The 13094-nt window shown below is 30.8% G+C and carries 14 protein-coding genes and 5 tRNA genes; 8 read left to right on the forward strand and 11 right to left on the reverse strand.

The features are described 5' to 3' along the window. The first annotated feature begins 10 nt into the window (after window positions 1-10). From HW119_RS08620 to tsaB, 8 genes are all read left to right on the forward strand, one after another. Window positions 11-364 (forward strand): cytochrome C oxidase subunit IV family protein, encoded by a 354-nt coding sequence (locus tag HW119_RS08620; protein WP_177763387.1) that lies wholly within the window; start codon window positions 11-13, stop codon window positions 362-364. Between the two features lie 68 nt (window positions 365-432). Beyond that, window positions 433-1092 carry a hypothetical protein gene (locus HW119_RS08625; RefSeq protein ID WP_177763390.1) on the forward strand — a complete coding sequence of 220 codons (660 nt, stop codon included), beginning with the start codon at window positions 433-435 and terminating at the stop codon, window positions 1090-1092. A gap of 3 nt (window positions 1093-1095) precedes the next feature. Beyond that, window positions 1096-1761, forward strand: coding sequence for an SCO family protein (locus tag HW119_RS08630; protein ID WP_177763393.1), 666 nt, complete (start codon window positions 1096-1098; stop codon window positions 1759-1761). Beyond that, window positions 1761-2303, forward strand: a complete 543-nt coding sequence (locus HW119_RS08635) for a DUF420 domain-containing protein (protein WP_177763398.1) — start codon at window positions 1761-1763, stop codon at window positions 2301-2303. The genes HW119_RS08630 and HW119_RS08635 overlap by 1 nt, the downstream gene beginning before the upstream one ends. Window positions 2304-2313: 10 nt before the next feature. Beyond that, entirely contained in the window at window positions 2314-2550 is a 237-nt protein-coding gene (locus HW119_RS08640; RefSeq protein ID WP_177763401.1) for a hypothetical protein, read from the forward strand. 93 nt (window positions 2551-2643) lie between these two features. Further along, window positions 2644-4080 (forward strand): TolC family protein, encoded by a 1437-nt coding sequence (locus tag HW119_RS08645; RefSeq protein ID WP_177763404.1) that lies wholly within the window; start codon window positions 2644-2646, stop codon window positions 4078-4080. 6 nt (window positions 4081-4086) lie between these two features. Then, window positions 4087-5400, forward strand: coding sequence for an efflux RND transporter periplasmic adaptor subunit (locus HW119_RS08650; protein ID WP_177763407.1), 1314 nt, complete (start codon window positions 4087-4089; stop codon window positions 5398-5400). Beyond that, on the forward strand, window positions 5397-6065 hold the full coding sequence (gene tsaB, locus HW119_RS08655) for a tRNA (adenosine(37)-N6)-threonylcarbamoyltransferase complex dimerization subunit type 1 TsaB (protein ID WP_177763410.1): 669 nt from the start codon (window positions 5397-5399) through the stop codon (window positions 6063-6065). Before HW119_RS08650 ends, tsaB begins: the two co-directional genes overlap by 4 nt. 37 nt (window positions 6066-6102) lie before the next feature. Here tsaB and HW119_RS08660 read toward each other — a convergent pair whose 3' ends face one another. From HW119_RS08660 to mutS, 11 genes are all read right to left on the reverse strand, one after another. Then, a complete protein-coding gene (locus HW119_RS08660; protein WP_177763413.1) occupies window positions 6103-6828 on the reverse strand; it encodes a head GIN domain-containing protein in 726 nt (241 codons plus the stop codon). A 1-nt stretch (window position 6829) separates the two neighbouring features. Continuing rightward, window positions 6830-7204 (reverse strand): hypothetical protein, encoded by a 375-nt coding sequence (locus HW119_RS08665; protein WP_177763416.1) that lies wholly within the window; start codon window positions 7202-7204, stop codon window positions 6830-6832. An 81-nt stretch (window positions 7205-7285) separates the two neighbouring features. Then, entirely contained in the window at window positions 7286-8017 is a 732-nt protein-coding gene (locus HW119_RS08670; RefSeq protein ID WP_177763418.1) for a GIN domain-containing protein, read from the reverse strand. 76 nt (window positions 8018-8093) lie between these two features. After that, window positions 8094-8179 (reverse strand) — tRNA-Leu (locus tag HW119_RS08675). A gap of 2 nt (window positions 8180-8181) precedes the next feature. Then, a tRNA-Gly gene (locus HW119_RS08680) sits at window positions 8182-8257 on the reverse strand. An 83-nt stretch (window positions 8258-8340) separates the two neighbouring features. Next, window positions 8341-8426: transfer RNA gene (locus HW119_RS08685), tRNA-Leu, on the reverse strand. 72 nt (window positions 8427-8498) lie between these two features. Further along, window positions 8499-8584 (reverse strand) — tRNA-Leu (locus HW119_RS08690). Between the two features lie 72 nt (window positions 8585-8656). Continuing rightward, window positions 8657-8742: transfer RNA gene (locus HW119_RS08695), tRNA-Leu, on the reverse strand. 282 nt (window positions 8743-9024) lie between these two features. After that, a complete protein-coding gene (locus HW119_RS08700) occupies window positions 9025-9720 on the reverse strand; it encodes an OmpW/AlkL family protein (protein ID WP_177763421.1) in 696 nt (231 codons plus the stop codon). Window positions 9721-9886: 166 nt separating this feature from the next. Then, window positions 9887-10459 carry an HPP family protein gene (locus HW119_RS08705; protein WP_177763424.1) on the reverse strand — a complete coding sequence of 191 codons (573 nt, stop codon included), beginning with the start codon at window positions 10457-10459 and terminating at the stop codon, window positions 9887-9889. 1 nt (window position 10460) lies between these two features. Continuing rightward, the gene (mutS, locus tag HW119_RS08710) at window positions 10461-13061 is read right to left on the reverse strand and encodes a DNA mismatch repair protein MutS (protein ID WP_177763428.1); all 2601 of its coding nucleotides are present in this window, start codon (window positions 13059-13061) and stop codon (window positions 10461-10463) included. Window positions 13062-13094 lie beyond the last annotated feature (33 nt).

Raw genomic sequence — 13094 nt, forward strand, 5'->3', positions numbered from 1 at the left:
CTTAATTAAAATGGGAGCAAGCACACACGGTTCTAATACAAAAAGAATTTGGACAGTATTTATTATATTATCACTTATTACTTTTGTAGAAGTTGTTTTAGGAATTATTAAACCAGCGTTTTTATTTCACACAGAAGTTTTAACGTTAAGTTTACTAAACTGGATATTTATTATCTTAACAATATGGAAAGCATACTACATTATGTGGGCTTTCATGCACCTTGAGGGAGAGAAGGCATCTTTTAGATGGTCAATCGTAGGAACTTTAGCATTTTTAGGTGTTTATTTAACTGCTATTGTTTTAACTGAAGGGCATTACATACACGAAGTATTCCAAAATTCAAGTTATAGATGGATTTTTTAAATCCATAAAATCAAGTTAAAAAGGCGGTGTTTCACCGCCTTTTTTCTATTTTTGTAAAAATTTTCATAATGAAAAAAGTCTTTTTAATTGTAGCTTTATTTATAATTCCAATTGTAGCTTATTTATTTTTCGCTTCTGGAGTTAATAACTTTGTAAAGCTTCCTGTTGTAACTCCAAATGTTCCAGAATTACCAAATCTTAAAACCCAAAATGATAGTGTAATTCAACTAAAAAATAGAATCACAATTCTTGGTTTTCCTGGAAATAATATAAATGAAGTTAAAGGAAATATCACAAATCTATGTCACAAAATCTATTCTAAAAATATGGAATTTGTTGATTTTCAAGTGGTATACGTTGCTCCAAAAGGAACAGAAACGGAAATTAATTCTATTGTAGAAACTTTAAGTAGAGATGCAGATTTGTCAAAATGGTTTTTTGTTTTTGCTACTCCAGAAGAAATAAAAGATTATTACGCAAAGCTTAATTTAATTGGTGGATTAGATTTAGATAACGGAACATCAAATGTATTTATAATCGATAAAGAATTAAATCTGCGCGGTAGAAAAGGAACTAACAAAAAAGGCGAAGAAGAATATCGCGAAGGATACAATACTACTTCAGCAGCAGATTTACACAATGAAATGTCTGATGATGTTAAAGTGATATTAGCTGAATATCGTTTGGCACTTAAAAAGAATAACAAAGAAGAAAATGTAATAAAATAAATCATGAAGAATAAAGCTTATATTGGAATTTCGTTTATCATTTTAGTATTTGGAATTCTTGTTATTCCTAAAATTATTGATAGATTTAAAGGTAATGCTATGGTTGAAAATGATCGTTTAAATATAGCGCCTAAAAGCGAATTAGTCGAAATAGCAACGGCACCTAAATTTAGTTTTACCAATCAAAATAATGATGTTATTACTGAGGAGTTTTATAAAGATAAAGTTTATTTAGTAGAATTTTTCTTCACTTCTTGTCCAACGATTTGTCCGATTATGAATGAAAATATGGTTGAAATTCAAAAAGAACATATATACGATAAAAATTTTGGTATAGCTTCTTTCTCAATCGATGAAATTAATGATACGCCAGAAGTGCTAAAACAACATGCAAAAGATATTGGAGCAATACATGAAAATTGGAATTTTTTCGCTGGTTCACAAAAGGATATTTTTGATTTAGCTAAAAATTATAATATGTATGTTGGAGCTAACAATGATGCTCCAGGTGGATTTGAACATTCAGGATTGTTTGCACTAATTGATAAAAACGGAAAATTACGTTCACGTAAAGACGATTTTGGAAATCCGATTGTTTATTATGACGGAACTTCAGAAGAAGGTGTGAAAATGATTAAAGAAGATATTAAAAAATTATTAGCAGAGTAATGGAAAATAGAGAATTAGAAAAAAAATATAATATTTGGATTTGGATTTTATCAATTGCAATTCCTGTTGTTGTTGCAATATTGTTTTCAGTTAATTTACAAAAATTAGGATACGATGTTAAACCATTGTCTTTTTTACCACCAATTTATGCGGCAATAAATGGGGTTACTGCAATCTTATTGTTTTTAGCAGTTGCTGCTATAAAAAAAGGAAATGTAAAATTACACGAAAAAATAATCAAAGTTTGTATTGCCTGTTCAGTTGCATTTTTAGCAATGTATGTTGCGTATCACATGACTTCAATCGAAACTAAATTCGGTGGCGAAGGTGTCATTCGATATGTTTATTTCTTTATTTTGATTACGCATATTTTATTGTCAATTATTATCATTCCGTTTGTTTTAATTACATTTGTAAGAGGAATTTCGGGTTCATATCAACGTCACAAAAAATTAGCAAGAATCACTTATCCAATGTGGTTATATGTTGCTGTTACTGGTGTAATTGTTTATCTGATGATTTCGCCTTATTATGTAAATTAATTTTAAAGAAATGAATTTTTCAAATATAAAAACGACGATTTTAGTTTCAATAATTTTATTGTTTACGCAACTTTCAAATGCACAATGTGCCATGTGTAGAGCGGTTTTAGAAACTGAAGAATCAGGTGTAAAAGCCGAATCAATCAACGATGGAATTGTTTATTTAATGGCTTTTCCTTATATTTTATTAGTAGTTATTGGTTGGGCTATTTATAAAATAATGAAAAAGAAAAAAATGACGATTTAATTACGATATATAAAACTGCTTCACGCAGTTTTTTTTTATTTTTTTTGTAACAATTTTTAAGAATTATCTACTTATACTATTAAAATAAAAAGTATGAAAAGGAGTTTTTGGAATATAGCAATCTTATTTGTGGTTTCTACAACCGCATCTTTTGCGCAACATAAACTTTGGACTTTACAAGAATGTATTTCTCATGCAAGAGATAATAATATTTCTGTACAAAAGTCTGAATTGCAATATCAAAATGCCTTAATAAACAAAAGTGACGCTATCGGAAATTTTTTACCTTCTGCAAATCTTTCGTCTTCGCATTCTTGGAATATTGGTTTGAATCAAAATATAACAACAGGTTTGCTAGAAAATCAAACAACCCAATTTACTTCAGCTGGTTTAGATGTTGGTATTGATATTTACAAAGGTTCTCAAAATCTTTATCGTTTGCAACGAAGTCGTTTGACAGAATTGTCAGCAAAATATCAACAAGAAAAATTACAAGATGATATTTCAATTAACGTTGTGAATTCATATTTACAAATTCTATTTAACAGAGAGTTTTTAAGAGTATATCAATCGCAATATAAATATGATGCTTCTCAATACGACAGAATCAAAATTTTAGTCGATGCAGGAAATGTACCTTCAGGTGATTTGTTAGATAGCGAAGCAACTTTAGCTACAACTTTGCAAAACATGACCATTGCAGAAAATAATCTTAAAATTTCTAAATTAGCATTGGCGCAATTATTACAAATTTCAGATTACGAACATTTCGATGTGATTGAAGAAAATATTATAGCAGAAGATAGTTCCGTTTTATTAGAATCACCAGAATCGATAGTAGAAAAATCTAAAAACGTTTTATTAGAATCAAAAATTAACGAAGCTGAATTAGAAATTGCTAAAAAAGATATTCAAATTGCCAAAGCATCTTATTTGCCAACGATTCGTGGTTTTTATAGTTTTCAAACTCGTGCTGCATATTCTAAAATCGTGAATGGCTATGAATTGAATCAAGCTAATCCAACAAATACTATCGGTTATGTAGAAGGAACAAACCAAAGTGTTTTGACACCTAATTATACTCCAATTTTAGGACCTGCAAAAGGTATTTTTGATCAATTCGATACAAATAAAGGACAGAATTTTGGAATTTCACTTTCAATTCCAATATTGAATGGTTTTCAAATTAGGAATAATGTAAATCGTACTAAAATTGCATATGAAACTGCTGAATTAAATTTAAAAGAAACCAATTTACAAATAGAGCAAAAAGTATATACAGCATATTCAGATACGCAAGGTGCTTTACAAACTTATAAAGCTGCCCAAAAAACTCTAACAGCACGTAAGCAATCCTTAGAATATGCTAGACAGCGATATGATGTTGGATTGTTAAATATTTTCGATTTAAATCAAAATCAAAATTTAGTCATTGCAGCTGAATCAGAATTATTACGAACAAAATATGATTTCATTTTCAAAACAAAAATTTTAGAATACTATTTTGGATTACCAATCTTTAAAAACTAATACACGATGAAAAAATATAAAACAGCCATTATTGTTAGCATTATTATTGTTGTATTCGCAGCAATTGGAATCTATTTAATCGACAAAAATTTAAATGATAAAAATAAGTCAACGGAAGTTGAAGTTGCAACTTTGGCAACCGGTGAAATTATTCAAAAAGTTTCTGCAACAGGGAAAATTCAACCTGAAATCGAAGTCAAAATTTCATCTGAAGTTTCAGGGGAGATTATTGATCTTCCGGTAAAAGAAGGTCAATTGGTTACAAAAGGACAACTTTTGGTTCGTATCAATCCTGATTTATATCAATCGAGTATTGATCGTACTGTGGCTTCCTTAGCAACTTCTAGAGCAGGTTTAAGTCAAGCCGAAGCGCAATTAAAAGAAGCTAAATTGAGTTACGATAGAAATAAAGTTCTTTTAGATAAAGGTGTGATTTCAAAAGCAGAATGGGATAAAATTGTATCGGCTTATGAAGTAGCAGTTGCGTCTAAAAATTCATCGAAATTTAATGTTGAAGCCGCGCAAGCTTCAGTAACTGAAGCAAGAGATAACATGAATCGTACAACGATTTACGCACCGGTTGCAGGTACTATTTCTCGTTTAGATGTTGAACTTGGTGAGCGTGTTTTGGGAACACAACAAATGACTGGAACTGAGTTGATGCGCGTTGCTAATTTGGATAATATGGAGGTTGAAGTCGATGTTAATGAAAATGATATTGTTAAAATCGCTGTCGGAAATGAAGCAATTATTGAAGTTGATGCTTATTTGAAGAAAGAATTTAAAGGTGTTGTTACTTCGATTTCGAATTCTTCTACAAGTACAACAACTACTGCGGATCAGGTAACAAATTTTAAAGTAAAAGTTAGAATCTTAAAAGAATCATATCAAGATTTGTTAGAAGGAAAACCAGTATCTTATTCACCTTTTCGACCTGGAATGACGGCAACAGTTGATATAATTTCAAAAAAACTAACAAATGTTACTATGGTTCCTATTAGTGCAATTGTTATGAAAACTCAAGCAGAGTCTGTAGAATCTACAAAAGTTGTGGAGAAAGTAAAAGATGATAAAGTTACAGTTACTGAAAATGTTGTTGTTGATACAGAAGAGAAAAAAAATGAAGCAGTATTTGTGAAAAACGGAGATAAAGCCGAACTTCGCTTTGTGAAAACTGGTATTCAAGATAATAAAAATATTCAAATATTAGAAGGTTTGAAACCTGGTGATCAAATAATTGTAGGACCTTATTCTGTTGTTAGTAAAACATTGAAAGTAGGAGATAAGGTTTCTGTTAAAGGAGAACAAGTTAAAAAATGATTTATATTTTAAATATAGAAACAGCGACCAAACAATGTTCGGTTTCTGTTTCTAAAAATAACGAATTAATTGCGCTTCGCGAATTGGCTGAAGAAAATTTTAACCACGCAGAAAAGCTTCATGTATTTATTGAAGAAGTTATTGCAGAAGCTCAAATCAAATTAGCTGATTTAAATGCAGTTTCAGTTAGTAAAGGACCTGGTTCTTACACAGGACTTAGAATAGGTGTTTCTACAGCAAAAGGTTTATGTTATGCTTTAGGAATTCCACTAATTGCAATTGATACGTTACAAATTCTTGCAAAACAAATTTCTATTACTGAAGGTATTATTCAACCAATGATTGATGCAAGACGAATGGAAGTTTTTACGGCTTCATACGATTCAAATTATGAGTTAATAGACAAAACAACAGCTTTGGTTTTAGACGAGAATTCTTTTGATAGTATTAAAGGGAAAATTTATTTTATTGGTGATGGAGCTGAAAAAACAGCATCGATTTTAAAAGAGGAACGTTTTGTTTTTTATTCGCATTTAAAATATCCATCTGCTAAAGAAATGGTTGATTTGAGTTACGATGCCTTCTTGAATGAAAAATTTGAAGACGTAGCTTATTTTGAGCCTTATTACTTAAAAGATTTTATGTTGACGACTAAGAAAAAATAAAAAAGGGATTTCAAATTTTGAAATCCCTTTTTGTTTATTAATATTTTTCGGCTTTTCCGTTTCCGTTTTCGGTAACGTTCATTGTTTTGGTTGCTCTGTAATACAAATTTCCGCTTCCGTTTATATTTCCATCAATTCCATTAACTGTGTTAGTATAAACATTTCCGCTTCCGTCTAATTCAATTTCAGTAAAAAAGTTTGAAAGCTCCCTGGCGTCAAAATCTTTAGAACCCTTGTAGTTGATTTTTAAAATATTTGCAGAACCGTTTAATTTTATTTCAGAATCGTTCTCAATATCCATTATTACTTCATCAACTTTTAGTTTCAAATCAGCTGTACTGTTATCTGTTGTTGAGATTTTTAATTGTAAAGTTTCAATTGCACCTAGATTAGTTAGTTTCGCACCGTCTTTTAAAACGATTTCCTTAATTTTTTTTGAAGGAATTCTAACTTTCAAAGGTTCAGTCTGCGAAAGTATAATTACATCGTTGTTGTAGGTTAAATATAAAGTTCCGTTTTCAACTTTTGTTTTAATTAAGGTTTGTAGATTAATGTCTCCGTTAACCATAATTTTCTTTTGAAAATCGTTGTTTAAAATGGTAGCGTCAATATTTCCAGAAATTTCAATTCTGTCAAATTCAGGTAAACGACGTTCTTTTTCTATTACGCGGCCGTTTCCTTTTACTTTTCTAGGTCCTGGATTTTGTGCATTGGCATTTAATGTAGCGCCAAGAATAAATACAAAAATATAAATTAATTTCATGTTATTGATTTTCTAATAATTCTTCAAATTCGGGTAATTCACCAAAAATATTTTCGGTAAAGTCTAATACTTCCGAAGATATGAAATTTTTTTTAATATCTGTAATTCCCTTTTCAATTAAAAGCGGTGTTGTGAATTTTCTGCTGCTGCCTAAAATAAAACCGTTAAGTTCTAATTTAAAAAAGAATTTTCCTGCAGGAGTTTTAAATTTTACAAATTGTAAAACGTCAAAATTGTTTTTAATGATATTTATTTCACTAAAACATTGAGCTTTAGATTTTAAAGAGTTACTGGTAAATAAAGTGTTTCCTTTGTAATTGTTGTAAGAGTATTTATAGGTTTGATTTTCTTTAATCGAAATTACGAGTGTGCCCATTTTTTATTGAATAATCACAAATTTAGAATAAAACTATGTTTTATTTTTTTTGTAAAAATGATAATGTTTTTTTCTGACTTTTTAATATTGATTAATAGAACCTAAACCAGATTTTTTCTTTACAATTTCTTTTGGATTTCCTTTATAAGTTAAATTACCAACTCCAGAAATAGAAGCAGTAAGGTTTTCAGAAACATTGACATCTGCATTTCCAACACCATCAATCGAAACAATTGTAGTGTTTGTTTCTAAATCAAAAGCGTCTAAATTTCCTGCGCCTTCAATGTTGGTTTCAGAAATATTAGTTCTTCCTTTTAGTGAAACATTTCCTAAACCTTCAATTTTATTGATAACGGAGTTGTTGTTTATAATTAAATCTAAATTTCCAGCACCTTTAATTTCAGTTTCAATCTTATCGGATTTTTGTGTAATTGAACTTTTAATGTATCCAGCTCCAGCAATACTAAACTTTGTAATATTCTCAGCATTGACTTTTGCAATAATTTGTGTGTTGTCTTTTAATGTAAATGTTTTGTTTTTTTGAGAAATGATTAATTCGTTATTAGAAATATGATGTTCTATTTCTTCAAGATTTGATTTAGTAGAAATTATATGAATTTCTCCAAGAGGAACTTCGTCTGTAATTTCGATATTAACAATCGTTTTATTTGTTATTTTATTAAAAGAGTCAATTTTATAAATTGCAGTTTCTACAGTTTCAGAAGTGATTTCTGATGAATTGTTGTTGACATCAGGGTTTTTACAAGAACTTAAGATTGTAATTGTAAATAGTAAGAAATAAATTTTTCTCATGTTTTTTTTTTACTAAAATAAGAAAAATTTCGGATTATCATAAAATAAAAAAACCTGAAATAAATTTCAGGTTTAGTACTCAAGGCGGGACTTGAACCCGCACGAACATTACTGCTCACTGGATTTTAAGTCCAGCGTGTCTACCAATTCCACCACTCGAGCATTGGAGCGAAAAACGGGGTTCGAACCCGCGACCTCAACCTTGGCAAGGTTGCGCTCTACCAACTGAGCTATTTTCGCATTTGTTTTTTAAGAACTTCTGTTTAAGTGATGCAAATTTAAATACTTTTTTTAATTAAGCAAAACTTTTTTGTTTTTTTTAGTACTCAAGGCGGGACTTGAACCCGCACGAACATTACTGTTCACTGGATTTTAAGTCCAGCGTGTCTACCAATTCCACCACTCGAGCAATTTGGTACTAAAACCTAATATTTTAAAGAGCTTTAATTTTTATACGAAAATTAAAATAAAAACGATTTAGTACTCAAGGCGGGACTTGAACCCGCACGAACATTACTGTTCACTGGATTTTAAGTCCAGCGTGTCTACCAATTCCACCACTCGAGCAATTTGGTACTAAAACCTAATATTTTAAAGAGCTTTAATTTTTATACGAAAATTAAAATAAAAACGATTTAGTACTCAAGGCGGGACTTGAACCCGCACGAACATTACTGTTCACTGGATTTTAAGTCCAGCGTGTCTACCAATTCCACCACTCGAGCATTTTGGTACTAAATATCTTTTAGAACTTTGCTTTACTTCCGTATTGCGAGTGCAAATATAGAACGTTTTTTCTTATTCACAAGTGCTTTTTGTCAAAAAAAACAACCTTTTTTTTAATCGTCTGATTATTAGTTGTGATATAAAAAAATATTTTTTATTTTTTTTTAATTTGAATTGATATGTGGTGCGTATAATCTTTTATTTCATTTTATATAAAAGTAAAGAAGCTGCAATTAGTCTCAATTTACAGCTTCTTCTTGAATGAAATTAACTATTATTTTTTAAAAACGATATCCAACTCCGACACCAACTAATAATGGATTAATTTTTACTTCTGCAGGAATATCTAAAGTGTTTCCGTTAACTAAATTTGATGCATCGACAGTAACGTCTGTTTTCAAGAATAAATATTTAACATCGACGTTTACAAAGAAATCTTTTCCGATATTAAAATCAGAACCAGCTTGTAATGCAAAAGCGGCTCTATTTTCATATTTTACGTCTTTAATCATATTACCAGATTTAACATTGTAAAAAATGGTATAGTTGATACCAGCTCCAACATAAGGTTTAGCAAACGCTCCTTCACCTGGGTAGAAATGGTATTGTGCTGTTAAAGTTGGCGGTAATAACATTACCGAACCTAAATCTACATCTACGTTATTTGGTAAGCCCACAGCAGTTAAATTTGAACCAGTTGTGTGAACTTTGTGTTTTGATGTTCCTAAAATTAATTCGGCAGCAATGTTTTTTGTAAAGAAATAAGTGAAATCTAATTCTGGAATAAATGTTGTAGAAATATCAACTCCTCCTCCAATTGTACCGATTTTTGCACTTGGATTTGGAATTACTCCAACGCCACGTAAACGTACTTGCCATTTTTTATAGTCTGTTTCTTTAGAATTATTTGCTTCTTGCGCAAACAGTGTTGATGACATTCCTAAAATTGCTATCATCGATAATACTAACTTTTTCATGATGTTTGTATTTTAATTTTATAGTATAAATTTACAATCAAAACAAAGCGTATTTACTGATATTAGTCAGTTTATTAGGATATTTTTATGCTTAAATTATAGTGTTTTTTGATTTCTTTAAAAAAGTTTTTTGTTTTAGATGGATTTCAAAAAAAAGAGTTCGATTTTACTTCGAACTCTTTTGAAAAAAATGAAATGATTTTTTTGGATATTTTCTGTTTTTAGGAATATTATTAAATATTAAAGCTGCAATTAATAATATGATTACGCCTGATAAAACGGGCGAAAGTACATACATATATCCTAAATTGGTAATTGTAGTTCCGCCAGTGACTGCAATTAATGCTGTTGCTCCTCCTGGAGGATGTAAGGTTTTGGTAATTTGCATCGCGATGATAGATAACGAAACCGCTAATGGAGCAGCTATCCATAAAATGGAAATCAATTTAAAAATAGTAACTCCAATAATTGCGGAAATCAAATGACCGCCAATAAAATTTCTAGGTTGTGCAAGTGGACTATCAATAACACCATAAATCAAAACACAACTCGCACCAAAAGAACCAATCAATAAGGTTAAATCATATTTTGAAAGGGCTTGGAATTGCAAAAAACAAATCATTCCCAACCCAACAAACGAGCCGATAAATGCCCAAATATGCTCGTTTACATTGAGTAAAGTTTCTTTATAAATGACATATTTGGTTTTCCTATACGTTCGGTTTTTTTTAATTGACATTTTATTTACTAACCATTTTTTTGATTTCATTTAATTTCATCAATGCTTCTACAGGCGTTAATGAATTGATATCTAGATTCAATATTTCTTCTTTGATGTCTTCTAAAAGTGGATCATCTAATTTAAAGATGCTTAGTTGTAAATCATCTTCTGGTTTAATTTGAACTTTTCCGTCTGATTTGTGACTCGCTTCTAATTTCTTTAATATTTTCTGAGCTTTTGCAATTACCGTCTGTGGCATTCCAGCCATTTTTGCTACGTGAATTCCAAAACTATGTGCACTTCCGCCTGGAACCAATTTACGTAAGAAAAGTACGTTATCTTTAAGTTCTTTAACCGAAACATTGTAATTTTTGATGCGTTCAAATTGTTCTTGCATATCATTTAATTCATGATAATGCGTAGCAAAAAGCGTTTTGGCTTTATTCGGATGTTCGTGAATATATTCTGCAATTGCCCAAGCAATCGAAATTCCATCATAAGTAGAAGTTCCTCGACCAATTTCGTCTAATAAAACCAAACTTCTGTTGGTTAAGTTATTTAAGATAGATGCAGTTTCGTTCATTTCAACCATAAAAGTCGATTCGCCCATCGAAATGTTATCTGATGCCCCAACTCGTGTAAAAATCTTATCTACAATTCCCATCGTAACTTCGCTTGCTGGCACAAAACTTCCCATTTGAGCCAATAAAACAATCAATGCTGTTTGACGTAAAATCGCAGATTTACCCGACATATTTGGTCCGGTAATCATGATGATTTGTTGCGAATCGTTATCTAAATATACATCATTTGAAATATACGGAACTCCAACCGGTAATTGCTTTTCTATAACCGGATGACGACCTTCTTTAATATCTAAAACAAATTCGTCAACTAGAGTAGGGCGAACGTAATTATTATCAATTGCTAGTTGTGCAAACGATTGCAAACAATCCAACATCGAAACCAAACCTGCGTTTAATTGAACAGGTTGAATATATTGCGCACACCAATTGATGAACTTTTCGTAAATCTCAGCTTCAATTCGAGCGATTTTTTCTTCGGCTCCTAGAATTTTGGTTTCGTATTCTTTTAATTCTTCCGTAATATAGCGTTCTGCACTTACCAAAGTTTGCTTACGAATCCATTCTTCTGGAACTTTATCTTTATGTGTATTTCTAACTTCGATATAATATCCGAAAACATTATTGAATGCAACTTTTAAGGAAGGAATTCCGGTGCGTTCGCTTTCTCGAGTTTCTAAATCCGATAAATAATTTTTTCCGTTCGATGAGATATTTCTCAACTCATCTAATTCTTCGTTAATTCCGGCAGCAATTGCATTTCCTTTGTTTAAAGCGACAGGTGCGTCATGATTTAACGTAGTTTTGATTTTTTCGCGAAGCAATTCACAAGCATGAAAATTATCGCCAATAGTTTTTAATGATTCGTTATTAGATTGCAATGCTTTTTCCTTCATCGGAATGATTGCATCTAACGATTCTTTTAAATAAATGATTTCCCGTGGTGAAATTTTCCCAATCGCTAATTTTGAAATCAAACGTTCTAAATCTGAAATTTGTTTGATTTGATATTGAAAGAATTGTAAGGTTTCTTGATGCTCTTTTAAGTAAGAAACAACTTCATATCTATCGGTAATTTTATTTTTGTCTTTTAACGGAAGTGCCAACCAACGTTTTAATAAACGTCCGCCCATTGGCGATAAGGTTTTGTCAATTACATCTAAAAGTGTCGTTGCATTTTGATTCGAACTATTGTGTAATTCAAGGTTTCTAATCGTAAAACGGTCCATCCAAACATAAGCATCTTCTGCTATTCGTTGGATGTTTGAAATATGTTGAATGCGATTATGCTGCGTTTCGGACAAATAATATAAAACTGCTCCAGAAGCGATAATTCCTTCTTGAAGTTCTTCAATTCCGAAACCTTTTAAAGAATTTGTTTTAAAATGATTGGTTAGCGTTTCGTTGGCATAATCTTCTTTAAAAACCCAATCTTCTAAGTAGAACAAATTAAAATCAGAACCAAATTGATGTAAAAAATGATTTTTCGTGCCTTTTTGAACCAAAATTTCACTCGGACGAAAATTCTGTAAAAGTTTGTCAATATATTCTTCGTTTCCTTGTGAAGTTAAAAATTCTCCAGTAGAAACGTCTAAGAAAGCAATTCCGATGTGCTTTTTACCAAACTGAACAGCAGCTAAAAAGTTGTTGGTTTTAGACTGTAAAACTTCGTCATTTATTGCAACACCCGGAGTAACCAATTCGGTAACACCACGTTTTACGATAGTTTTAGTCATTTTTGGGTCTTCTAATTGGTCGCAAATCGCAACACGAAGTCCAGCTTTAACCAATTTTGGTAAATATACATTTACCGAATGATGCGGAAAACCTGCTAATTCAATTTCGCTCGGACTTCCAGCGCCACGTTTGGTTAAAGTAATTCCTAATATTTTTGCGGTTCGAATGGCATCTTCACCAAAAGTTTCATAAAAGTCACCAACACGAAATAACAAGCAAGCATCTGGATATTTGCTTTTTATTTGGTTGTATTGTTGCATTAACGGAGTTTCTTTTACTTCTTTTTCTTTTTTTGCCATCTTGATTTCACTGTTTTAAGAAGACAAATATAC

The sequence above is a fragment of the Flavobacterium sp. I3-2 genome (genome assembly GCF_013389595.1).
GTDB lineage: Bacteria > Bacteroidota > Bacteroidia > Flavobacteriales > Flavobacteriaceae > Flavobacterium.